Raw genomic sequence first — 23,305 nt, 5'->3', positions numbered from 1 at the left:
AACGACGCGCCTCCGGGCGCAGAACAACGGAGCACCCCCTCAATGAGACGAGCGAAAATCGTCGCCACCCTCGGCCCGGCAACGTCGTCGTACGAGACCATTCGTGCGATCATCGACGCCGGCGTGGACGTGGCCCGCATGAACCTCAGTCACGGAAGCTACGACGTCCACGAAGGCATCTACCGCATCGTGCGGAAGGCCGCGGACGACGCCGGGCGCGCGGTCGCGATCCTCGTCGACCTGCAGGGTCCGAAGATCCGCCTCGGCAAGTTCGAGGGCGGCCCGTACGCCCTCGCCGAGGGCGACGTCTTCACCATCACCACCGAGGACGTCCTCGGCACGCGCGAGCTCTCGGGCACCACGTTCAAGGGCCTCCCGGACGACGTGAACCCGGGCGACATGCTCCTCATCGACGACGGCAAGGTCGCTGTCCGCGTCACCGCCGTCGAGGGCCCCCGGGTCGTCACCGAGGTCGTCGTCCCCGGCAACGTCTCGAACAACAAGGGCATCAACCTGCCCGGTGTCGCGGTCAACGTCCCCGCCCTCTCCCAGAAGGACGAGGACGACCTCCGCTGGGCGATCCGCCTCGGCGCCGACATCATCGCCCTCTCCTTCGTGCGCAACGCCAGCGACATCGAGCGCGTGCACGAGATCATGGCGGAGGAGGGCCGCAAGGCTCCCGTCATCGCCAAGATCGAGAAGCCGCAGGCGGTCGACAACCTGCAGGAGATCATCGACGTCTTCGACGGCATCATGGTCGCCCGCGGCGACCTCGGCGTCGAGCTGCCCCTCGAGGCGGTGCCGATCGTGCAGAAGCACGCCGTCGAGCTCGCCCGCCGCTGGGCGAAGCCGGTCATCGTCGCGACCCAGATGCTCGAGTCGATGATCGAGAGCCCCCGCCCCACGCGGGCCGAGGCCTCGGACGTCGCGAACGCCATCCTCGACGGCGCGGACGCGGTCATGCTCTCGGGCGAGACCAGCGTCGGAGCCTGGCCCGTCGTCACCGTGCAGACCATGGCCCGCATCGTCGAGTCCACCGAGGAGCACGGCCTTGAGCGCATCCCCCCGCTGGGCAGCAAGCCCCGCACCCAGGGCGGATCGGTCACGCTGGCCGCCGCCGAGGTCGCGGAGTTCGTCGAGGCGAAGTTCCTCTGCGTGTTCACGGAGTCGGGCGACTCGGTCCGCCGCATGACGCGCCTGCGCCACGGCATCCCAATCATCGGCTTCACCCCCGAGCCGGCCGTCCGCCGCCGCATGGCGCTGAACTGGGGCGTCCAGTCCTTCGTCACGCCGCGCGTCAACCACACCGACGCGATGTTCGCGCAGGTGGACGCGGTGCTGCTCCGCGAGGGCCTCGCCCAGGCGGGCGAGACCGTGGTCGTCGTCTCCGGATCGCCCCCCGGGCGCGCCGGCACGACGAACGACATGCGGGTGCACATCGTCGGCTCGTCCAGCTCGGCCGACAGGGCCGAGAACTGGGACCACTGAGTCCAGCACCCCCGGAGGGCCCGGTCGCGAGAGCGGCCGGGCCCTCCGGCGTTCCCCGGCGGTCCGCGTGGCGGGACGCGCCTCCGCGGGCGGATACCGTGGACCCATGCGACTCGGCGTGCTCGACATCGGCTCCAACACGGTCCACCTGCTCCTCGTCGACGCGCACCCCGGCGCCCGCCCGGTGCCCTACCGCTCGCACAAGCGGAGCCTCGCTCTCGTGGCGCACCTCGACGAGGCGGGGGAGATCACCGAGCGGGGCCAGCGCGAGCTGATCGCGTTCGTGACCGAGGCCGCCGAGGTCGCCCGCGAGCACCGCGCGGAGGACCTGCTGGCGTTCGCGACCTCGGCGATCCGCGAGGCCGGCAACGGCGCGGCGGTCCTCGACCGGGTCCGCGCCGAGACGGGAGTGCACCTCCAGGAGCTCGGCGGCGAGGCGGAGGCGTCGGCCACCTTCCTCGCCGTGCGCCGCTGGTTCGGCTGGGGCGCGGGCTCGATCCTGGACCTCGACATCGGCGGCGGCTCGTTCGAGCTCTCGATGGGCGTGGACGAGGTGCCCGAGCTCGCCGTGTCGGTCCCGCTCGGAGCGGGGCGGGTGACGCGGGACCTGCTGGTCGGCGATCCCGCCTCGGCCACGAGCGTGAAGGCCGCCCGGCGTCACGCCCGCGAGGTGCTCGCGGAGCCCGTCCGCGGCTTCCTCGCCCTGGCGCGCCCCGACCTGGTCGCAGGCACGTCGAAGACCTTCCGCTCGCTGGCGCGGATCACCGGCGCCGCTCCGAGCGCCGCCGGTCCGCTGGTGCGCCGCGAGCTGCACCTGGTCGATCTCCGGCTGTGGTCCGCCCGCCTCGCCGCGATCAGCGCGGCCGACCGCTCAGCGCTGCCCGGCGTCTCCGCTCTGCGGGCTCCGCAGCTGCTCGCGGGCGCTCTCGTCGCGGAGGCGGCCATGGACGCCCTCGGCATCGAGACCCTGGTGATCTGCCCCTGGGCCACCCGCGAGGGGCTGATCATCCGCCGCTTCGAGCTGCTCGACGCGCAGATCCAGCGCGAGGACGTTCAGCTCAGCGCGATGCTGTAGGACAGCGACCGCCGGCCGCCCGGCTCGAGGACGATCTGGCGCGGCTTGTCGACGATGTCGCCGTCCCAGCCCTCGGGGGTCGGGACGCTCCGCCACGGCTCGAGGCAGACGAACGGGGCCCCGACGGGCTTCCACACGCCGACCACGTCGAAGTCCCCGGTGTCGACGACGATCGCGCGGGCGGCGCCGTCGGCCTCGAGCCGGAGGGTCCGCCGGCGCGGCTCGTCGAAGATCATCACGCCCTCCTCGAAGTGCGCGTCGTCCACTGTCAGGACCCCGTCCTCGAGCGGCGCCGGGTGGCGCGCATCGAGCAGCAGGTTCTCCGGAGCGCGGCGGTACCCTTCCGGCTCGGGCTGCGCGAAGCGGATGCGGTGCTCGCCGCGGCCCTCGGGCAGCGGCAGCGCGAAGGCCGGGTGGTTCCCGAGCGAGAAGCCCAGCGGAGAGGGACCCCTGTTCTCGACGGTCTGGGTGATCCGGAGCGAGGCGCCGGTCACGGCGTAGGCGATGAGGAGCGTCCAGTCGAAGGGGAACACCGCGCGCGTGGCGTCGTCGCTCCGGAGCCGGAACACCGCCTCGTCCGCCGAGACGCCCGCGAGCTCGAAGACCCGGTCCCGCGCGAAGCCGTGCTGCCCCATCCGGTGGTCCGCGCCGTCGTGGTGCAGCGTGTCGCCGGGGAGGCGCCCGATGATCGGGAACAGGACGGGAGCGTGCCGGCGCCACTCCGGGCCGGCCTGCCACAGGTACTCGCGGCCCTCGTCGTCGCGGAGGGACGTCATCTCGGCCCCGGCGATCGTCAGGGCGAGGCGCAGGCTCTCGCTGCCGAGGGTGAGGACGGTGGGCGCGGGGGAGTCGCTGCTGGTCATCCTCCGATTCTGCCCGTCACGCGGTGCGGGCGGGGGTGTCGGCGGCGCGTGGCAGCATGGGGCGGTGCCTCCCGAGTCGACCCCCTCCTCCTGGCGCGCCCGCGTCGGCGAGCTCAGCGGACCCCCCGAGGCCGAGTCGCCGACCGTCCTCACTCCGATCGGGCTGCAGTTCGAGCTGCGCCGGCTGGTGCGCCGGGCCGACGATCCGTGGCGGGCGCCGGCGAGCGAGCGCGTCACGGCGAAGACCTACGATCCCGACGAGCGCCGCGACCACCGTCTGGCCACCCGCCCCGCCGTCCGTGGGCGCGGGGGCGCCTGGAACCGCACCACCCTCACCTGGAAGTCGCTGAACTTCCAGACCCACCGGCTCTCGCTCGACCCCGCTCACCAGCGCTGGTTCGCCGAGTTCGCGGCTCTGCACCGCGCCACGCGCACCGTCCACCTCGGGCAGGACCCCGACTGGATCCACCTCGACGACTACGAGAGCCCACTGCTCTGGCGGCTGCTCGAGCAGGCGCAGGCCGCCGGGATCCCGCTGCTCGCCCCGGAGAAGGGCGCGGTCCGTCTCGCCGGTCCCGCGCATGTGGCGGTGACGGTCTCGGCGGAGGAGGGAGCGCTCCGGCTGCGGCCCGTCCTGCGGATCGACGGCGCGGAGCACGCGCCCGAGTCGGCGCGTCCGGTCGCCCGGCACGGCGTCTACGTGGTCGAGGGCGGCGATCCGTCCTCGCTCCTGCTCGCGCCCGCGTCCCTGCCCTTCGACGACGAGGAGCTGCGGCTCCTCGACCACCCCGAGGAGACGGAGGTCCCGGCGGAGGACGTGCCCGAGTTCGTCGGCGAGCACCTCCCCGCCCTCCGCGGCCGCGTCGCGGTGCGCGAGGAGGGCGTCGACCTCGTCCTGGACGATCCGGAGCCCCCGCGCCTGGTCTGCACGGTCTCGTTCGAGCCGCGGCGCGCCGTCAGGGTGGGCTGGCACTGGCGCCGCTCGCCCGATCGCGCGGGCGAGCTCGACGGCACGGCCGACGCGGCTCTCGAGCGCGCGGTGCTCCGCCGGGTGCGCTCGGTGCTCGGCGAGGCCGGGTCCGCTCTCGTGCCGGAGCCGGGGACGAGCGCGGTCCTGCGCGGGGCCGAGGCGGCGGTGTTCGTGGTGGAGCAGCTCCCGCAGCTGGAGGGGATCGGCGGGGTCCGGATCGAGCGCGAGGGCGCGGCCCCGGACTACCGCCTGCTGACCGGACCGCTCACGCTCACCATCACCGCGGTCGACACCGAGAGCGCCGACTGGTTCGACCTCGGCGTCGTCGTGAGCATCGGCGACGCGACCGTGCCGTTCCTGCCCCTCTTCCGCGCTCTGGCCGCGGGCGGCGACCGCATCCGCCTGGTCGACCACTCCTACCTCTCGCTCGCGCACCCCGGCCTCGACCGGCTCCGGGAGCTGCTGACCCGGGCGGACGAGCTCGAGGAGTGGGAGACGGGACCGCGGCTCGGCCGGCACCAGGCCGGGCTGTGGAACGAGCTGGAGGAGCTCGCCGACGAGAGCGTCCCCTCCGACGCGTGGCGCGCCGTGCTCGACTCCGCGCTGGCCGCCGGGTCGCCGGAGGACGTGGAGCCGCCGGAGGGCCTGACCGCCCGGCTGCGTCCGTACCAGCGGGCGGGCTACGCCTGGCTCGTGCACCGCCTCCGTCACGGGCTCGGCGGGATCCTGGCCGACGACATGGGCCTCGGCAAGACCCTGCAGGCGCTGGCCATGATGCTCGACGCGGTCGAGGAGGCGGGCCGCGCCGGGATCCGCCGCGCGCCGTTCCTCCTGGTCGCCCCCACCTCGGTCGTGCCGGGCTGGCGCTCGGAGGCCGAGCGCTTCGCGCCCGCCCTGCGCGTCCACGTCGTCGCGAGCTCGCGGGAGGGCGCGCTCGACGCGATCCCGGCCGACGCGGACGTGGTCCTCACCAGCTACGCGGTCCTGCGCCTCGGCGGCGAGCGCTGGGCGTCGAGGACGTGGTCGGCGCTGATCCTCGACGAGGCCCAGTTCGTCAAGAACCCCGCCTCGCAGACGCACCGGGCCGCCCGCGGGGTCGGCGCGCCCGTCACGCTCGCGCTCACCGGCACACCGCTGGAGAACTCGCTCGACGAGCTCTGGGCGGTCCTCGCCCTGGTGGCGCCCGGGCTCCTGCCGCCGCTGCGCCGCTTCCGCGAGGAGTACACCCGGCCGATCCTGCACGCGGAGGCGCCCGTCGGCATCGCCTCGCCCGATCTGTCCGAGGGACGGACCGTCAGCCACACCGAGGGCGCGCGCCACCGCCTCGAGAGACTGCGCCGACGACTGCGTCCGTTCCTGCTCCGCCGCACCAAAGAGGCGGTGGCGCCAGAGCTCCCCGAGAAGCAGGAGCAGACGATCGAAGTCGCGCTGACGCCCGCCCACAGGGTGCTCTACGACGGCTACCTCCAGCGCGAGCGGCGGAAGCTCCTGGGCCTGGTCGACGACCTCGACCGGCAGCGCTTCACGGTGTTCCGATCGCTCACCCTCCTGCGCCTGCTCGCGCTCGACGCGTCCCTGGTCGACCCGGCCTACCGGCACGTCCCGTCCGCGAAGCTCGACGTGCTCGTCGAGCAGCTCGACGACGTGATCGCGGAGGGCCGTCGGGCCCTCATCTTCAGCACCTTCACCTCGTACCTGGAGCGGGCGGGGGAGCGGCTGCGTCGGCGCGGCATCCCGTTCGTGCAGCTCGACGGCTCCACGCGGGACCGCGCGGGAGTGATCGAGGAGTTCCGCTCCGGAGCCGCGCCCGTCTTCCTGATCAGCCTGAAGGCGGGCGGCACCGGGCTCACCCTCACCGAGGCCGACCACGTCTTCATCCTCGACCCGTGGTGGAACCCGGCGGCCGAGGCGCAGGCCGTCGACCGCGCGCACCGCATCGGCCAGGAGCGGCGGGTGAACGTGTACCGGCTGGTGGCGACGGACACGATCGAGGAGAAGATCGTGCGCCTCCAGGAGCGCAAGGGCCGCCTCAGCACGGCGGTGCTCGACGAGGGCGAGCTCTTCGCCCGGGCGCTGTCGGCCGACGACGTCCGCGAACTGCTGGCCGAGTGACCACGGCCCCACGAAGGGTGACAGAACGGCCAGCCGCGGCCCAGGATCCGAGCGCACACTGAGCGGATGAGACGCCGCCGCCCCCGCCCCCGCGCCGACTGGATCGTGGCCCTCGAGAAGGGCGACGACGCCGGGCTCTTCGGACCGGGCAGCGCGGTCTGGGCGGTCAACGGCGGCCTGCCCACGATGATCGCCGGAGTGCGGGCTCTGCTCATGCAGACCCTCCACGCCGGAGCGATGGCCGGTGTGCACGACCACTCCCGCTACCGCGAGGACCCGATGGGCCGGCTCGACAACACGGTCCGCTGGGTCCTGACCACCAGCTTCGGCGACACCGCCGCGGCGAGCGGAGCGGCGCGCTGGGTGACCGGCGTGCACGAGCGGATCGTCGGCTCCTACGAGGACGCCGGCGGGCGCGAGCGCTCCTACTCGGCGCAGGACCCCCGCCTGCTGCTCTGGGTGCACGACGCCTTCACCGACGCGTTCCTCGGCGCCCACGAGATCTGGGGCGGACGGATCCCCGGCGGCCCCGACGCCTACGTGCGCGAGTGGGCCGCCTCCGGCCGGCTGCTCGGAGTGCAGGATCCGCCCGAGAGCGTCGCGGAGCTCCGCGCGCAGCTCGCCGGATTCGCGGGCGAGCTCAAGCCCGACGCACGCGTGCACGAGGCGGTCGGCTTCCTCCGCGACATCCGGCTGCCGGGCGAGGCGGGCGTGGTCTACCCGCTGCTGTTCGCCGGCGCGGTCGCCTCACTCAGCCCCGAGGTGCGGAGGCTCCTGGGCCTCCGGCGCCCGTGGTGGCCCGCGATCACGGCGAACCGCCTGCTGTTCGTGTTCCTGGGCCGGTATCTCGGCCGGGTCTCGCCGAGCGAGCAGGCCGCGATCGACCGCATCGCCGGCCTCGACCAGGTTCGCACGGGCGCCTGACGCTCTTCCCGTACACCTGTCCGGGAAGTGGTAGACTGACGTCGATGACTCCCGCCCGCCTCGCCTCCGTGCCCGCGGCGGAGTCCCCCTCGGCGCTCGGCTCCGCCGATCCGCGAGCCCGGCGCACCCGCCGCCGCGTGTTCGACGCGGTCGAGCGGCTCGTCATGCAGAGCGACGGCGAGAGGGCCGAGGGCATCGCGGTGAGCGACATCGTGCGCGAGGCCGGGATCAGCCGCAGCTCGTTCTACGCCCACTTCGACGACGCGGCGGGAGTCGCCTCCGCGCTGCTCCGCCAGGACCTCGTGGTCGCCGACGTCGCCGAGGGCGATCCCGCCGACCGCTCCGGAGCCGACGCCCTGCAGCGCGGCTACTCGCGGCTCGTCGAGCGGCTGGTCGACCGCCACGCCTTCCATGCCCGGCTCCGCGCGCGGCCCTCCGCCCGGGTCGCCTCCGACGACGCCGTGCTCGACACGGCGCTCGCCCTGCACCGCGAGGTGCTCGCCCGGGTCGACGTCCCCGCAGCGGTCGACCCCGAGCTCACCGCGATCTTCGCGGCCGGCGGCGTCCTCTCCGTGGTCGGCGCCTGGCTCGCCGGCTCCCTCGACGGCACCGACGAGGAGCTGGTCGAGCACCTCGTCGCGCTGCTCCCGGCCTGGCTCGCCGCGGCGCCGCTGCGCCCCCTGGACTCCTCACTCCCACCACGCCCCACGACGAAAGGCACGACATGATGACATTCGAGGTCGGCGAGACCCTGGTCTACCCGCACCACGGAGCGGTGACGATCACCGGGCTCGAGAAGCGCTCGGTCAAGGGCGTCGAGAAGACGTTCATGACGATGAACGTGCACACGAGCGAGCTCACCATCACCCTCCCCGTCGAGAACGCCGAGCTCGTCGGCGTCCGCGAGATCATCGACGACGCCGGAGTCCAGGCGGTCTACGACGTCCTGCGCAGCGACGTCGCGGAGGAGGCCAGCAACTGGTCCCGCCGCTTCAAGGCCAACCAGGAGAAGATGGCCAGCGGCAGCGTGTACCGCGTCAGCGAGGTCGTCCGCGACCTGTGGCGCCGCGAGCAGGCGGGCGGCGTCTCGGCCGGCGAGAAGCGGATGCTCCTCAAGGCGCGTCAGATCCTCGTGTCGGAGCTCTCGCTCGCCCTGAAGGGCACCGACGAGGAGGCCTCGGCCAAGCTCGACGAGGTCCTCGCCTCGGCGATCTGACCCCGCGTCGCGGCGGGTCGGCTCACTCGGGCCGGCACGCCGCGATGATCCTCGCGGCGACCTCGTCCTGCGAGGCGGAGCCGTCGATCCGCACCAGGAGCTCGCGCTCGTCGTAGACCTCCGCCAGAGGAGCCGTCTCGCGCTCGTAGACCTCGATCCGGTTCCGCACCACCTCGGGGTCGTCGTCGGCGCGGTCCTGCTCCTGCGCCCGCACGTGCAGCCGCTCGAGGACCACGTCCGCGTTGGCCGTCAGCAGCACGACGCACGAGAGCGGCGTGCCCCGCTCCTCGAGGAGCTCCGCCAGCGCGTCCACCTGGGCGAGCGTGCGCGGGTAGCCGTCGAGGATGAACCCGTCCCGGGCGTCCTCCTCGGCGATGCGCTCGGCGACCAGGGCGTTCGTCAGCTCGTCCGGCACGTACTCGCCGGCCTCCACGAGCGCCCGCAGACGCCGTCCGAGGTCGGTGCCGTCGGCGACGTGCGCGCGGAACAGATCGCCGGTGGAGATCGCCGGCACCCCCAGCTCGCGCGACAGCACGGCCGCCTGGGTGCCCTTGCCCACGCCGGGCGGGCCCATCATGATGACGCGCATCGCTCGTCCTCCTCGGTGTCGTCAGGCGATGCTAGCGGTGCGGAGCGGGGTGGCCGGTGCACACCGCGCCCGTAGGCTGGCGGGACGAGCCGAGGAGGAGCGATGCCCGCAGCACCCGGGGCCGAGCAGGCCGCCGCCGATCTGGCCGCGCTCCTGCGCGAGCTCTCCGCAGAGCTCGACGCCCGCGGCATCGCCGACCAGGCCGTCGCCGAGCTGCGGACGCCGCGCGCGATCCTCGGCTTCCGCCGCAAGCCGGTGATGGCGCCGGTGACCCGCGCGTGGCGCCTCGGCGTGGTGCTCCTCGGACGCGAGGGCGAGCTCCTCGCGACGGGATCGGTCACTCGTGCCGTCGCTCCGCTGCACGCCAACAACCAGTCCGAGTCGCAGGAGGCGCGCCGCGAGATCCGGCGCGCCGCCTTCGACGGTCCGTTCCAGGAGGGCGAGATCGTCAACTACGGCTGGCGGCGCCTCGCACTGGACGCCGCAGCGCTCGAGTCGGGCCAGGAGCCGCTGGCCCTGCGCGGCTCCGAGGTGCTCGTGCGCTGGGCGCCCGGTCTGGGCGAGCAGGGACTGATGCCGCTGCGCCGGTACCTGGCCGACCGCCTCGACCTCCTCGAGGCCGACTAGCGCCGGGTCACTCCTCCTCGGCCACCGGGTGGAACCACGGCGGATAGACGGCGACGCGGGGAGAGGCGTCGATGCCCTCGAAGAGAGCCTTGACGCGGTTGCGGGCGGCGACCGACGCCACGCCGACCGTCGCGACGCCCTCGAGCGGGAAGCGCTCGGGCACGAGCGCCTCCGCGCTGCGCAGGGCCGGCTCGTCGACCAGGAGGCGCGCGAAGGTGCGCACGAGCGCGTCGCCCTCGGTGAAGCGCGTGAGGACGTGGGAGGCGTCGCCGTCGCTCAGCACCGGGGCGGAGGCGAGCGAGCCCACCAGGACGACGTACTGCGAGGCGGTGGTCTCGTGGGCGCTCGGCGACCAGTGCGGAGCGACCCGCTCGCCGCGCAGGTCGGCCCAGAGGGCGGCGTCGGGGGAGAGGAAGAAGGGCACGAAGCCGGCGACGCTGACGCCGTCCTTCACCTGCACGGCACGGCGGTGCTCGCGGGTGGTCTCGGCGCTGACGTCGATCGCGGGGCGCTCCTGGAGCTGCTGGTCCGCCAGGATCGCGCCGGCGGCGACGATCGCCTCGAGGTTGTCGAGGTGGGTGACGTGGTAGATCCGCTGCGCGGCGATGTCGACCTTCGGCAGGGGCTTCTCGCGCGCCGTGCCGCGGGCGGCGGCGCGGGCGGTGGCCGCACGGGAGGTCCCGGGCACGCGCGCGGGGGCGCGGGTGGCACGGCCGACCTGCTCGGGGAGCTTCTTCGGGGTGCAGACGTCGCAGAGCGCGATGTCGAGGCCGTGGATGCATTCGGTGGGCACTCTGGATTCCTTCTGCGCGCGGGCTCGGGGTTCCGCCGCAGGGACGACGTTACGCGACCGGGGCCCCCGCGCGTCCCGGCGGCGGGGATCTGCGGAGCCGCGGCGTCCGCCCGGGCATCCTCTGGGAGGCGCCGGAGCACCGCTCCCCGCCGCGTAGCGTGAGCGGGATGAAGCGCGTGCCGCCCGCCGAGGGCCAGGAATCCGTCTGGGACTACCCGCGACCGCCGAGGGTCGAGACCACCACCGAGCACGTGGTCGTGCGGCTGGGCGGCGTCGTCGTCGCCGAGTCCCGCGACGCTCTCCGCGTCCTCGAGACGAGCCACCCTCCCGTCTACTACCTCCCCGTGTCCTCGTTCGCGCCCGGGGCGCTCGAGCCCGCGCCCGGCCGCAGCATCTGCGAGTTCAAGGGCGCGGCCTCCTACCTGACCGTGCGCGGGGGAGGAGGAGCGGTCGCGGAGGCGGTGGGCTGGACGTACCCCGAGCCGATGGCCGGCTTCGAGGCCCTCGTCGACACCGTCGCCCTCTACCCCGGCCGGATGGACTCCTGCACGGTCGACGGCGAGACGGTCCAGCCGCAGCCGGGCGACTTCTACGGCGGCTGGATCACCTCGCGTGTGGTCGGTCCGTTCAAGGGCTCGCCGGGCACGATGTTCTGGTGAATCAGACAGGGGAGGGCGGACCGAGCGGGTCCTGGACGAGGACCGCTCGTGCGGCGTCGATCCCCGAGGCCTCCAGCGTCCATTCCGGCCGCACCAAAGTCTCCGGCGTGACGCGGAACCGCAGCTCCTCGACCGGCGCACCGTCCGGACCGACGATCCGGTGCGTCCCGTTCGGCCGGTAGCCGAGGGCCTCCGAGACCCGGATCGAGCGGGTGTTCCAGGCGAGGGCGGCGCTCTCGGCGACCTCGGCTCCGAGGTGGTCGAAGGCGAGGAGGAGGACGGCCGCTCGCATCTCCTGCCCGAGGCCGCGGCCCTGCGCCGAGCGGGTGAGCCACGAGCCCGAGGTCAGGGTGCGGGTGGTGGCGAAGGACTCGGCGACCACGTCCTGACAGCCGACGACCCGGGCGTCCTCGACCACGGCGAACGCGACGCGCCACGCCTCCCGCGTCGTCTGCGCGCGCTGCGACCAGTGGAAGCGGGCGAGCTCGCCGGGCAGGCGCTCCGCCGGCGCCTCGGCCCAGGGGGAGGGGAACGGCGAGCGGCCGCTCTCGTGCACGCCCGCGAGGGCCGCGTCGGCGAGAGGGCCGAGGTCGGCGTCGCGGACCGGATGCAGCTCGAGCCGCGGCGTGCGCAGCTCCAGCGAGAACAGGGGCCAGGGGTCGGTGCTCATCCGACGACGCTAGCGAGCGGAGGCGCGCACCGCGCGACCAGGCGGGTACCGGTGGTGGGACTCGAACCCACAAGCCCTCTCGGACAGAGCATTTTGAGTGCCCCGCGTCTGCCATTCCGCCACACCGGCTCATCACCAGCCCGTCGAGAATACCGTAGGCTCATCGGCGTGACTGACCAGGAACCCTCGTCGACCGCACCCCGTCGGGTCGTCGTCGCCGAAGACGAATCCCTCATCCGCCTCGACATCGTGGAGATCCTCCGCGACAACGGCTTCGAGGTCGTCGGCGAGGCCGGCGACGGCGAGACCGCTGTGGCCCTCGCCACCGAGCTGCGCCCCGATCTCGTCATCATGGACGTCAAGATGCCCCAGCTCGACGGCATCTCGGCGGCCGAGCGCCTCTCGAAGGCGCACATCGCGCCCGTCGTCCTGCTCACCGCCTTCAGCCAGAAGGAGCTCGTCGAGCGCGCCAGCGAGGCCGGAGCGCTCGCCTACGTCGTGAAGCCCTTCACGCCCAACGACCTGCTGCCCGCGATCGAGATCGCCCTCTCGCGGTACGCCCAGATCCTCACCCTCGAGGCCGAGGTCGCCGACATGGTCGAGCGCTTCGAGACCCGCAAGCTCGTCGACCGCGCCAAGGGCCTGCTCAACGAGAAGATGGGGCTCACCGAGCCCGAGGCGTTCCGCTGGATCCAGAAGGCCTCCATGGACCGCCGGCTCACCATGCACGACGTCGCGCAGGCGATCATCGAGCAGCTGAGCACGAAGAAGGCCTAGCGCGAGGCCGGGCCCGAGGGCCCACGGCCTCAGGGCCAGAGGCGGGTGCGCTCCCACGGGGAGCCGCCCGCCTCCGTCGTTCCCGGGCGGTACTCGAGACGGGTGTGATCCTGCTCCGGCGCGGTCGAGCCCTGCCAGAACTCGATGCGCTCGGGCACGACGCGGTAGACGGCCCACTCCCGGTCGAGCGTCGCGGGCGAGCAGCCCACGGCGACGCTGGTCTGGAGCGTGACGAGGCCGAAGTCCTGCGCGCTGCGCATCGGCTCGCTCTGGCGTCCGACGAGCAGGGCGGTGCGAGCGGCCTCGGAGCGGCGGCGGAAGTCGTCGGCCGACTCCTGCGCGGAGGCGCGCTCGACCCGGCCCTCGACCCGGACCTGACGGCCCTGGACCGGCCAGAAGAAGGTCAGCGCGGCGTGCGGGTTCTCCTCCATGGCGCGTCCCTTGGGGCTGGTGGCATGGGTGGAGAACGCCCAGCCCGCCTCGTCGATCTCGCGCAGCACGAGCACGCGCGCCGAGACGGTGCCGTCGTCGGAGGCGGTGGAGAGCGTGGCGCCGTGGGGGAGGAGCTGGCCCGCGTCCTTCGCCTCCTCGAGCCACTGCGCGAACAGCTCGAGAGGATCGGCCGGAGCCGCCTCCGCGTCGAACGAGGGCAGGTCGGAGGGCATGGACGGGAGGCTCTTGAGGAGATGGCGAAGGCTCATCCGCTCAGTGTCGCCCTTCGGGCACCACCGGGCACAGTCGCGCGCCGTCGCTTGACAGTGCCGCTCGCCGCGGTGCCGGGCCTCCGAGCGGCGCGGCCGACCGGTCGATCCCCGGTCGCGCGCAGGCGCGGGCGGTCCCGACGGCGATCGCGGTCCTCGCCCTCCGCTCCCGCGAGGGGGACCCGTCCGCTCCCCGTCAGCGGGCGTCTCGGATGATGTTGGTGATCCGCACGGTGGAGAGGCGGCGCCCCTCCTGGTCGCGCACGACGATCTCGTGGGTGGTGAGGGTGGAGCCCAGGTGGATCGCGTCGCAGGTGGCGATCACGAAGCCCGAGTGGACCGACCGGCTGTGGCTCGCGTTCAGCTCGATGCCCATCGCCAGGCGGCCCGCGCCGGCGTGCACGTTCGCCGCGATCGAGCCCATCGACTCGGCGAGCACGACGTGCGCGCCGCCGTGCAGGATGCCGACCGGCTGCCGGTTGCCCTCGACGGGCATCGAGGCCACCGAGTGCTGCGGGGTGAGCTCGTGCCAGAGGATCCCCATCCGCTCGGCGAGCTCGCCCATGCCGCGGCCGATCCCGGCGACCAGGTCGAGCGCGGGCGGGCGGATCCAGGCGGTCGTGGTGGGGGTCGGCTCGGTCACGTCGCTCCTCGCGCTGGAGCCTCGGAGCGGCCCTGACCGGCGGGCGCGAGCGGGCCGATCCGGTGTCGGAGGCGCTGTGTAGTCTGGCCCTGTGTCAGATCCGGAACAGCCTACCCTCCTGCTCGTCGACGGCCATTCCCTGGCGTTCCGGGCGTTCTACGCGCTCCCGGTCGACAGCTTCCAGACCCGCGAGGGCCAGCACACCAACGCCATCCACGGCTTCCTCTCGATGCTGATCCTGCTGCTGAAGAACGAGAAGCCGACCCACCTCGGCGTCGCGTTCGACATCTCCCGCTACTCGTTCCGCACCCGCGAGTACCCGGAGTACAAGGGCACCCGCGGCGAGACGCCGCCCGAGTTCAAGGGCCAGGTCCCCCTCCTCGAGGAGGCGCTGCACGCCATGAACATCCGGACCGTCTCGAAGGAGGACTTCGAGGCCGACGACATCCTCGCGACGCTCGCGCGCCAGGGGGCCGAGGCCGGCTTCCGCGTGCTGGTCGTCTCGGGCGATCGCGACACCATACAGCTGGTGACCCCGGACGTCACCCTGCTCTACCCCTCCACCCAGGGCGTCTCGCAGCTCACCCGCTACGACCGCGACAAGGTCTTCGAGAAGTACGGCGTCGAGCCGCACCAGTACCCCGAGATCGCCGCGCTCGTCGGCGAGACCAGCGACAACCTGCCCGGCGTCGACAAGGTCGGCCCCAAGACGGCCGCGAAGTGGGTCAACCAGTACGGCACGGTCGCCGACATCATCGCCCACGCCGACGAGATCAAGGGCGTGGTCGGCGAGAAGCTACGCGAGCAGAAGGAGAACGCGCTCCGCAACCGCCGCCTCAACCGGCTGGTGACGGACGTCGAGCTCCCCCTCGGGCCGCACGATCTGACGCGCCGTCCGATCGATCCCGACGCGGTCCGCGAGATCTTCAGCCGCCTCGAGTTCAAGACCCTGCAGGAGCGGGTCCTCACGATCGCCGCGGAGGAGGGCGTCGACGGCGCTGCCGCGGCCCTGGCGGGCGACGTGGTCACGACCTCCGCACCCGCCGTCCGCACCCTGGTCGACGAGGAGCTCGCGCACTGGCTCGACCGCGTGTCGGCGAAGGGCACCGCGCCCGTCGCCGTGCAGGTCCTGCTCGGAGCCGGCGGGCTCGAGGGTGTGGGTCTCGCGGTCGAGAAGGAGACGGCGTTCGTCCCGTGGGCCGCCGAGCGACCCGACTACACCGCGCTCGAGCAGTGGCTGGCCGGGCCCGCCCCCAAGTACTTCGCCGACGCGAAGCCCCAGATCAAGGCGCTGCGGAGGGCCGGACTCCCCGTCGCGGGGCTCGCGTTCGACACCCGCGTCGCCTCCTGGCTGGTGCAGCCCACCGGGCACCCGGCCACGCTCGCGGCGCAGGTCGCGCAGCACCTCGACGAGACCATGGCGCAGGGCGACCCGAACCAGCTGGTCCCCACCGTCGATCCGATGGGGCCCGCCACCGAGGCCTGGTACGCGTACCGGCTCGTCGCTCCGCTGCGCGAGCGGCTGGGCGAGGGGATGCTCTCGGTGCTCGTCGACATCGAGCTGCCGATCGTCCAGGTCCTCGCGACGATGGAGCTCACCGGCGTCGCGATCGACGCCGACGTGCTGGCGCGCCTCCGCGCCGAGCTGACCGTCTCGGCCGCCGACCTCGCGAGCCGCGCGTTCGCGGAGATCGGCCACGAGATGAACCTCGGCTCGCCCAAGCAGCTGCAGCAGGTCCTCTTCGAGGAGCTCGACATGCCGCGCACCCGGGCCACGAAGACGGGCTACACCACCGACGCCTCCGCCCTCGCCGACCTGCAGGAGTCCCACCCGCACCCGTTCCTCGGGCTGCTCCTCGAGCACCGCGACGCGACCAAGCTCAAGCAGATCATCGAGACGCTCGAGAAGTCGGTCACCGCCGACGGCCGGATCCACACCAGCTACGACCAGACCGGCACGGCCACCGGCCGGATCTCCTCCAACGACCCGAACCTGCAGAACATCCCCGTCCGCAGCGAGGTGGGCCGCCGCATCCGCACCGCCTTCGTCCACGGAGCGGACGCGAGCACCCTCCTCACCGCCGACTACTCGCAGATCGAGATGCGGATCATGGCGCACCTCTCCGGGGACGCCGGGCTGATCGAGGCCTTCCACTCCGGCGAGGACCTGCACCGCTTCGTCGGATCGCGGATCTTCGGCGTCGATCCGGGCGACGTCACCTCGGCCATGCGCAACAAGGTCAAGGCGATGTCGTACGGTCTCGCCTACGGCCTGAGCGCCTTCGGCCTGTCGAAGCAGCTGCGCATCTCGAGCGCCGAGGCCAAGCAGCTGATGACCGACTACTTCGTCCGCTTCGGCGCGGTGCGCGACTACCTCCGCAGCGTCGTCGAGCAGGCCCGCGAGACCGGCTACACCGAGACGATCTTCGGACGCCGGCGTCCGTTCCCCGACCTGCAGAGCGCGAACCGCGTCCTCCGCGACAACGCCGAGAGGGCGGCACTCAACTCGCCGATCCAGGGCTCGGCCGCCGACATCATGAAGCGCGCGATGATCGGCGTGCAGGCCGACCTCGACGAGCAGGGGCTCGGCTCGCGGATGCTCCTCCAGGTGCACGACGAGCTGATCTTCGACGTCGCCCCCGGCGAGGAGGAGTCGCTCGAGGCGGTCGTCCGCGGCCGGATGGCGGGTGCCGCCGACCTGAGCGTCCCGCTCGAGGTGCAGGTGGGCCACGGGTCCGACTGGGACGTCGCCGCGCACTGAGCCGGCCGCAGGGCCTGGCTAGGCTCGGAGGCATGAGCACCGACACCCCCCGCGAGCCCACCGCCGTCGACGCCGTCGCCGAGCGCTGGGTCGACACGCTCGTCGACCTCGACCCCACCCTCGGCACCGCGATCGGACGCAGCGGCGCGAACGGCCGTCTGGGCGACTACTCGCCGGCCGGTCTCGAGCAGGCCCGGGCGGCGACCGCCTCGGCCCTCGCCGAGCTCGAGGCCGCCGACCCCGTGGACGACGTCGACCGCGTCACGGCCGCCGACCTCGGCGCCCAGCTCCGGCTCTCCCTGGAGGGGCACGACGCCGGTCTGCCGCTGCGGGACCTCAACGTGATCGCGTCCCCGGCGCAGGAGCTGCGCGACGTCTTCGACCTGATGCCGACGGACGAGGTCGCCGACTGGGAGGCGGTCGCCGAGCGGCTGCTGGCCGTGCCGGCCGCCCTCGAGGGCTACGCGGAGACCCTGCGCGAGGGGATCCGCACCGGCGTGGTCCCCGCCCGCCGCCAGGTCGAGCTCGTCGCCGAGCAGGCGCGGAAGATCGCCGCTCCCCGCGGGTTCTTCGCCGAGCTGGCCGCGGAGGCCGCTCCCGCCGCCGGATCCCTGCCCGCGTCGCTCGCTCAGCGGCTGGAGGACGGCGCCCGCCGTGCCTCGGCCGCCTACGGGTCGCTCGCGCAGTTCCTCCGGGGCGAGCTCGCCCCCGCCGCGACCGAGCAGGACGCCGTCGGCCGGGAGCTGTACGCGCTGCACTCCCGCCGCTTCCTCGGCGCTGTCGTCGACCTCGACGAGACCTACGAGTGGGGGATCGAGGAGCTGGCCCGCACGACGTCCGAGCAGGAGGCGATCGCGCGCGAGATCCTGCCCGGCGCCTCCGTCGCCGAGGCGATCGCCCACCTCGAGGCGGACCCGGCCCGCACTCTGCACGGCGTCGACGCTCTGCAGGCGTGGATGCAGGAGACCAGCGACCGCTCCGTCCGCGAGCTCGCCGGCACCGCCTTCGACATCCCGGAGGAGGTGCGCCGCCTCGAGTGCAGGATCGCGCCGACCCAGGAGGGCGGCATCTACTACACCGGTCCGAGCGACGACTTCTCGCGCCCAGGGCGGATGTGGTGGTCGGTCCCGGCCGGAGTCACCGAGTTCGCCACCTGGCGGGAGCTGACCACGGTCTACCACGAGGGCGTCCCGGGCCATCACCTGCAGATCGGCCAGGCCGTCCACAACCGCGCCCGCCTCAACACCTGGCGCCGTCAGCTCGCCGGGACCTCCGGCCACGCCGAGGGCTGGGCGCTCTACGCGGAGCGGCTGATGGAGCGCTTCGGCTACCTCGACGACCCGGCCGACCGCCTGGGCATGCTCGACGGCCAGCGGATGCGCGCGGCGCGCGTCGTGCTGGACATCGGCGTGCACCTCCAGAAGCCGATGCCGGGCTCCGGCACCGTCTGGACCGCCGAGTCGGCCCTCGACTTCATGCGGGCCAACGTGAACATGGACGACGCGTTCGTGCGCTTCGAGGTGAACCGGTACCTCGGCTGGCCGGGGCAGGCTCCGTCCTACAAGATCGGGCAGCGGATCTGGGAGCAGCTGCGCGACGAGGCGGAGGCGCGCGAGGGCGCCGCGTTCTCGCTCGCGGCCTTCCACCGGAGGGCGCTCGACCTCGGCGGCGTCGGTCTCGACACCCTCCGCTCCTCCCTCGCCGGCTGACTCCGGAACCCGCGCCTGGACGGGCGCGGCGAGATTGCCGTGCGCCTCCCGGGGCGTCTAAGCTGGGGTGTCACATCTGTGGCGCCGCCGTGCCCGCGGCGCGCGAGGAAGGCCGGTCCTCCGGCCGGCCGAGCGCGGCTCCCGGGCCGGAGGCACATCCCTCACCACCGCAGTGGTCACCATTCCGCCGAGCCGCGAGGCCCGCAGGCGGCCGCCGCCCGAGACCCATCCATCCTGGAGCATCCCTTAATGACAACCGCAACGACCGACAAGGCAACCAAGCAGGTCGCGATCAACGACATCGGGTCTGCTGAAGACTTTCTTGCCGCGGTCGAAAAGACTCTGAAGTTCTTCAACGACGGAGACCTCATCGAAGGCACCGTCGTGAAGATCGACCGCGACGAGGTCCTCCTCGACGTCGGCTACAAGACCGAGGGCGTCATCCCCTCGCGCGAGCTCTCCATCAAGCACGACGTCGACCCCTCCGAGGTCGTCAACGTGGGCGACAGCGTCGAGGCCCTCGTCCTCCAGAAGGAGGACAAGGAGGGTCGCCTGATCCTGTCCAAGAAGCGTGCGCAGTACGAGCGTGCGTGGGGCGACGTCGAGAAGATCAAGGAGTCGGACGGCGTCGTCACCGGCTCGGTCATCGAGGTCGTCAAGGGCGGTCTCATCGTCGACATCGGCCTCCGCGGCTTCCTCCCGGCCTCGCTCATCGAGCTGCGCCGCGTCCGCGACCTCACGCCGTACCTCGGCCAGGAGATCGAGGCGAAGATCCTCGAGCTCGACAAGAACCGCAACAACGTGGTCCTGTCGCGTCGCGCGCTCCTCGAGCAGACCCAGTCCGAGAGCCGCACCACGTTCCTGAACAACCTGCACAAGGGTCAGGTCCGCAAGGGCGTCGTGTCGTCGATCGTCAACTTCGGTGCGTTCGTCGACCTCGGCGGGGTCGACGGTCTCGTCCACGTCTCCGAGCTCTCCTGGAAGCACATCGAGCACGCCTCCGAGGTCGTCGAGGTGGGCCAGGAGGTCACCGTCGAGATCCTCGAGGTCGACCTCGACCGCGAGCGCGTGTCGCTCTCGCTCAAGGCGACCCAGGAGGACCCGTGGCAGGTCTTCGCCCGCACCCACGCGATCGGACAGGTCGCGCCGGGCAAGGTCACGAAGCTGGTCCCGTTCGGTGCCTTCGTCCGCGTCGCGGACGGCATCGAGGGCCTCGTCCACATCTCCGAGCTGTCGGGCAAGCACGTCGAGCTCGCCGAGCAGGTCGTGTCGGTCGGCGAAGAGGTGTTCGTCAAGGTCATCGACATCGACCTCGACCGTCGCCGCATCTCCCTCTCGCTCAAGCAGGCGAACGAGAACGTCGACCCCGAGGGCACCGAGTTCGACCCGGCGCTCTACGGCATGGCCACGGAGTACGACGACCAGGGGAACTACAAGTACCCCGAGGGCTTCGACCCCGAGACCAACGAGTGGCGCGAGGGCTTCGAGTCGCAGCGCGAGGCCTGGGAGCAGGAGTACGCCGCTGCTCAGGCGCGCTGGGAGGCCCACAAGGCCCAGGTGGCCAAGTCGCAGGAGGAGGCGGCCACCGTCTCCGAGGGCGTCTCGGTCGGCGCCGGCTTCACCAGCGAGTCGACCACCGGCGGCACCCTCGCCGACGACGAGTCGCTCGCCGCGCTCCGCGAGAAGCTGTCCTCGAACAACTGATCGCGAGCACATCGCATCGAACGGCCGGTCCCCTCGGGGGCCGGCCGTTCGGCGTTCCGGGCGACGGCGCTGGGTAGGGTGGCCGGGTGCATCTCGTCGCCCTCACCGGAGGCATCGCCTCGGGCAAGTCCACTGTCGCCCGCCGTCTCGCCGAGCACGGAGCGGTGGTGGTCGACGCCGACGTCCTCGCGCGCGAGGTCGTCGAGCCGGGGGAGTCGGCGCTGGCGGCGATCGCCGAGCGCTTCGGCCCGTCCGTGATCCGCGCGGACGGCGCGCTGGACCGCCCGGCGCTCGGCGCGATCGTCTTCTCGGACGCGGCGGCCCGCGCCGACCTCAATGCGATCACCCATCCGGCGGTGACGCTCCGCTCGCAGCGGCTGTTCGCGGAGGCCGCCGAGGCGGACCCGGACGCGGTGGTCGTCTACGACGTCCCCCTCCTGGCCGAGGGCCGCGGAGCGGGGGAGTTCGACGAGGTGGTCGTCGTGCACGCGCCGCAGCACCTCCGCATCGAGCGTCTCGTCGCCCTCCGGGGATTGACCGAGGAGGAGGCACGTGCGCGGGTCTCGTCGCAGGCGAGCGACGAGGAGCGCCTCGCCCTCGCCGACGTCGTGATCGACTCCTCCGGCACGCTGGAGGAGACGCTCGCTCGGACCGACGCGCTGTGGGAGCGGCTCGCCCGCTGACGGTCCCTCCCGGACACCCGCCCTCGTGGCCGAGCGGCCCGGCCGGAGAGCGCACCCCCGTTCGCCGCCAGCGCACGCGCCGTCAGGTGTCGGTGGTCGCGGCTACGCTTCGAACCATGGAGCCAACCCGTGCCGTGCACCCGTTCGAGGTCATCAGCGAGTACAAGCCGAGCGGTGACCAGCCCGGCGCGATCGCCGATCTGAGCGCCCGCATCAACGCCGGCGAGACCGATGTCGTCCTGCTGGGCGCCACCGGGACCGGCAAGTCCGCGACCACGGCCTGGCTCGTCGAGGCCGTGCAGCGTCCCACGCTCGTGCTCGCGCACAACAAGACCCTCGCCGCGCAGCTCGCCAACGAGTTCCGCGAGCTATTCCCCAACAACGCCGTCGAGTACTTCGTCTCGTACTACGACTACTACCAGCCCGAGGCCTACGTCCCGCAGACCGACACCTTCATCGAGAAGGACAGCTCGGTCAACGCCGAGGTCGAGCGGCTGCGCCACTCCACCACGAACTCGCTCCTGAGCCGCCGCGACGTGATCGTGGTGTCGACCGTCTCCTGCATCTACGGCCTCGGCCAGCCCGAGCAGTACCTCGAGGCGATGGTGGCGCTCCAGGTCGGCCAGCGGGTCGACCGGGACCGCCTCATCCGCAAGTTCGTGTCGATGCAGTACGCGCGCAACGACGTCGACTTCGCCCGCGGCACCTTCCGAGTGCGGGGCGACACGATCGAGATCATCCCGATGTACGAGGAGCTCGCGATCCGGATCGAGATGTTCGGCGACGAGATCGAGGCGCTCTACACGCTCCACCCGCTCACCGGCGACATCGTCCGGAAGCTCGACTCCGTGTCGGTCTTCCCCGGCTCGCACTACGTCGCCAGCCAGGACGTCATGCACCGTGCGATCGACACCATCCAGCAGGAGCTCGAGGTGCGCCTGGCCGACCTCGAGAAGCAGAACAAGCTCCTCGAGGCGCAGCGCCTGCGGATGCGCACGACCTTCGATCTCGAGATGATGCAGCAGATCGGATTCTGCTCCGGCATCGAGAACTACTCCCGGCACATCGACGGCCGCGAGTCGGGAGAGGCCCCGCACTGCCTGCTCGACTACTTCCCGGACGACTTCCTCGTCGTGATCGACGAGTCGCACGTGACGGTGCCGCAGATCGGTGCGATGTACGAGGGCGACGCCTCCCGCAAGCGCACGCTGGTCGAGCACGGCTTCCGCCTGCCCTCGGCGATGGACAACCGGCCCCTGAAGTGGGAGGAGTTCAAGTCGCGCGTCGGCCAGACCGTCTACCTCTCGGCGACCCCGGGCCGCTACGAGATGGGCATCGCCGACGGCATCGTCGAGCAGATCATCCGCCCGACCGGCCTGATCGATCCCGAGATCGTCGTCAAGCCGACGAAGGGCCAGATCGACGACCTGCTCGAGGAGATCAAGCGCCGCACCGAGCGCGACGAGCGCGTGCTCGTCACGACGCTGACGAAGCGCATGGCCGAGGAGCTCACCGACTTCCTCACGGAGGCCGGCGTCCGGGTCCGCTACCTGCACTCCGACGTCGACACCCTGCGGCGCGTCGAGCTCCTCTCGGAGCTGCGGGCGGGCGTGTACGACGTCCTGGTCGGCATCAACCTGCTGCGCGAGGGGCTCGACCTGCCCGAGGTCTCGCTCGTGGCGATCCTCGACGCCGACAAGGAGGGCTTCCTCCGCTCGTCCACGTCGCTGATCCAGACGATCGGCCGTGCGGCGCGCAACGTCTCGGGCGAGGTCCACATGTACGCCGACAAGGTGACGGACTCGATGCGGCTCGCGATCGACGAGACCGACCGCCGACGCGAGAAGCAGGTCGCCTACAACCTCGACCACGGCATCGACCCGACGCCGCTGCGGAAGAAGATCGCCGACATCACCGACGCCCTCGCCCGCGAGGGGGCCGACACCGCCAAGCTGCTCGCCGGGCGCGACGCCAAGAAGAAGAGCCCGACGCCGAACCTGCGCCGTCAGGGTCTCGCCGCGAACGGCGGCAACGACCTCGAGGCGATCATCTCCGACCTCAACGGGCAGATGCTCCAGGCGGCGGGCGAGCTCAAGTTCGAGCTCGCGGCCCGGCTGCGGGACGAGGTCCAGGAGCTCAAGCGCGAGCTCCGCCAGATGGAGAAGGCCGGGCACCTGTCCTGATCGGAGGCGCTGATCCGCAAGGGGAGGGGCCCGCGGATCAGCGCCCAGCGAACGCCACGGGCGATGTCGGTGGCTCCGCATACACTTTCGGGGTGTCGATCCTGAACGCCGTTACGGACCCCTCCTCCACCCCCTCTCCCTCCTTCCACCGCTTCGTC

General features: G+C 72.5%; 20 protein-coding genes and 1 tRNA gene. 14 read left to right on the top strand and 7 right to left on the bottom strand.

All coding sequences use genetic code 11. From position 1 onward, the window contains the following. The first annotated feature begins 42 nt into the window (after positions 1–42). Both pyk and C5C71_RS03145 read left to right on the top strand, forming a co-directional pair. The gene (pyk, locus tag C5C71_RS03150) at positions 43–1,488 is read left to right on the top strand and encodes a pyruvate kinase (RefSeq protein ID WP_104221869.1); all 1,446 of its coding nucleotides are present in this window, start codon (positions 43–45) and stop codon (positions 1,486–1,488) included. Between the two features lie 106 nt (positions 1,489–1,594). Next, positions 1,595–2,563, top strand: coding sequence for an exopolyphosphatase (locus C5C71_RS03145; RefSeq protein ID WP_104221871.1), 969 nt, complete (start codon positions 1,595–1,597; stop codon positions 2,561–2,563). On the opposite strand, the gene C5C71_RS03140 is transcribed toward C5C71_RS03145, so the two are convergent. Continuing rightward, positions 2,542–3,426 carry an aldose 1-epimerase family protein gene (locus tag C5C71_RS03140; RefSeq protein ID WP_104337135.1) on the bottom strand — a complete coding sequence of 295 codons (885 nt, stop codon included), beginning with the start codon at positions 3,424–3,426 and terminating at the stop codon, positions 2,542–2,544. The genes C5C71_RS03145 and C5C71_RS03140 overlap by 22 nt on opposite strands. A gap of 64 nt (positions 3,427–3,490) precedes the next feature. Here C5C71_RS03140 and C5C71_RS03135 point away from each other — a divergent pair, with 64 nt between their 5' ends. The 4 genes from C5C71_RS03135 (at position 3,491) to C5C71_RS03120 (ending at position 8,648) form a co-directional block, all read left to right on the top strand. Next, complete coding sequence (locus C5C71_RS03135; RefSeq protein ID WP_104337156.1) at positions 3,491–6,508, top strand: DEAD/DEAH box helicase; 3,018 nt, start codon at positions 3,491–3,493, stop codon at positions 6,506–6,508. A 66-nt stretch (positions 6,509–6,574) separates the two neighbouring features. Further along, positions 6,575–7,432, top strand: a complete 858-nt coding sequence (locus C5C71_RS03130; protein WP_104221875.1) for an oxygenase MpaB family protein — start codon at positions 6,575–6,577, stop codon at positions 7,430–7,432. A 44-nt stretch (positions 7,433–7,476) separates the two neighbouring features. Then, entirely contained in the window at positions 7,477–8,160 is a 684-nt protein-coding gene (locus C5C71_RS03125; RefSeq protein ID WP_104225305.1) for a TetR/AcrR family transcriptional regulator, read from the top strand. Beyond that, positions 8,160–8,648: a CarD family transcriptional regulator gene (locus C5C71_RS03120; protein WP_068257183.1), complete on the top strand. Its 489-nt coding sequence runs from the start codon at positions 8,160–8,162 to the stop codon at positions 8,646–8,648. The genes C5C71_RS03125 and C5C71_RS03120 overlap by 1 nt, the downstream gene beginning before the upstream one ends. 22 nt (positions 8,649–8,670) lie before the next feature. Here C5C71_RS03120 and C5C71_RS03115 read toward each other — a convergent pair whose 3' ends face one another. Then, the gene (locus C5C71_RS03115; RefSeq protein ID WP_104337134.1) at positions 8,671–9,237 is read right to left on the bottom strand and encodes an adenylate kinase; all 567 of its coding nucleotides are present in this window, start codon (positions 9,235–9,237) and stop codon (positions 8,671–8,673) included. Between the two features lie 102 nt (positions 9,238–9,339). Here C5C71_RS03115 and C5C71_RS03110 point away from each other — a divergent pair, with 102 nt between their 5' ends. Beyond that, entirely contained in the window at positions 9,340–9,864 is a 525-nt protein-coding gene (locus tag C5C71_RS03110; protein WP_104225304.1) for a hypothetical protein, read from the top strand. Positions 9,865–9,871: 7 nt separating this feature from the next. On the opposite strand, the gene C5C71_RS03105 is transcribed toward C5C71_RS03110, so the two are convergent. Next, entirely contained in the window at positions 9,872–10,657 is a 786-nt protein-coding gene (locus C5C71_RS03105; RefSeq protein ID WP_104221883.1) for a DarT ssDNA thymidine ADP-ribosyltransferase family protein, read from the bottom strand. A gap of 167 nt (positions 10,658–10,824) precedes the next feature. Between C5C71_RS03105 and C5C71_RS03100 the strand changes: the two genes are divergently transcribed. Next, on the top strand, positions 10,825–11,316 hold the full coding sequence (locus C5C71_RS03100; RefSeq protein WP_104337133.1) for a DUF427 domain-containing protein: 492 nt from the start codon (positions 10,825–10,827) through the stop codon (positions 11,314–11,316). Position 11,317: 1 nt separating this feature from the next. Here C5C71_RS03100 and C5C71_RS03095 read toward each other — a convergent pair whose 3' ends face one another. Then, complete coding sequence (locus tag C5C71_RS03095; RefSeq protein WP_104337132.1) at positions 11,318–11,986, bottom strand: GNAT family N-acetyltransferase; 669 nt, start codon at positions 11,984–11,986, stop codon at positions 11,318–11,320. A 46-nt stretch (positions 11,987–12,032) separates the two neighbouring features. Continuing rightward, positions 12,033–12,115, bottom strand: a tRNA-Leu gene (locus C5C71_RS03090). A gap of 39 nt (positions 12,116–12,154) precedes the next feature. On the opposite strand from C5C71_RS03090, the gene C5C71_RS03085 reads away from it, so the two are divergent. Continuing rightward, a complete protein-coding gene (locus C5C71_RS03085) occupies positions 12,155–12,763 on the top strand; it encodes an ANTAR domain-containing response regulator (protein WP_104221889.1) in 609 nt (202 codons plus the stop codon). A gap of 29 nt (positions 12,764–12,792) precedes the next feature. Here the strand turns inward: C5C71_RS03085 and C5C71_RS03080 are convergent, their stop codons facing one another. Together C5C71_RS03080 and C5C71_RS03075 are read right to left on the bottom strand one after the other, a co-directional pair. Beyond that, positions 12,793–13,464 carry a pyridoxal 5'-phosphate synthase gene (locus C5C71_RS03080; RefSeq protein ID WP_104221891.1) on the bottom strand — a complete coding sequence of 224 codons (672 nt, stop codon included), beginning with the start codon at positions 13,462–13,464 and terminating at the stop codon, positions 12,793–12,795. Between the two features lie 196 nt (positions 13,465–13,660). After that, positions 13,661–14,107, bottom strand: a complete 447-nt coding sequence (locus tag C5C71_RS03075; protein WP_374953047.1) for a PaaI family thioesterase — start codon at positions 14,105–14,107, stop codon at positions 13,661–13,663. A 91-nt stretch (positions 14,108–14,198) separates the two neighbouring features. Between C5C71_RS03075 and polA the strand changes: the two genes are divergently transcribed. The 5 genes from polA to uvrB all read left to right on the top strand — a co-directional run bounded on the left by polA (position 14,199) and on the right by uvrB (position 23,147). Then, a complete protein-coding gene (gene polA / locus C5C71_RS03070) occupies positions 14,199–16,868 on the top strand; it encodes a DNA polymerase I (RefSeq protein ID WP_104337131.1) in 2,670 nt (889 codons plus the stop codon). A gap of 32 nt (positions 16,869–16,900) precedes the next feature. Beyond that, positions 16,901–18,577, top strand: coding sequence for a DUF885 domain-containing protein (locus tag C5C71_RS03065; RefSeq protein ID WP_104337130.1), 1,677 nt, complete (start codon positions 16,901–16,903; stop codon positions 18,575–18,577). 249 nt (positions 18,578–18,826) lie between these two features. Continuing rightward, positions 18,827–20,281, top strand: a complete 1,455-nt coding sequence (gene rpsA / locus C5C71_RS03060) for a 30S ribosomal protein S1 (protein WP_104221897.1) — start codon at positions 18,827–18,829, stop codon at positions 20,279–20,281. A gap of 86 nt (positions 20,282–20,367) precedes the next feature. Then, a complete protein-coding gene (coaE, locus tag C5C71_RS03055; protein WP_104337129.1) occupies positions 20,368–20,964 on the top strand; it encodes a dephospho-CoA kinase in 597 nt (198 codons plus the stop codon). Positions 20,965–21,080: 116 nt separating this feature from the next. Continuing rightward, positions 21,081–23,147 carry an excinuclease ABC subunit UvrB gene (uvrB, locus tag C5C71_RS03050; protein WP_104221901.1) on the top strand — a complete coding sequence of 689 codons (2,067 nt, stop codon included), beginning with the start codon at positions 21,081–21,083 and terminating at the stop codon, positions 23,145–23,147. Positions 23,148–23,305: the final 158 nt, after the last annotated feature.

Origin of the sequence: Rathayibacter sp. AY1C1, from assembly GCF_002932105.1 — a bacterium.
In the GTDB taxonomy this organism is placed as follows: Bacteria; Actinomycetota; Actinomycetes; order Actinomycetales; family Microbacteriaceae; genus Rathayibacter.
Note: the sequence above shows the minus strand (reverse complement) of the source record. Positions and strands in the feature narration are given on the sequence as shown.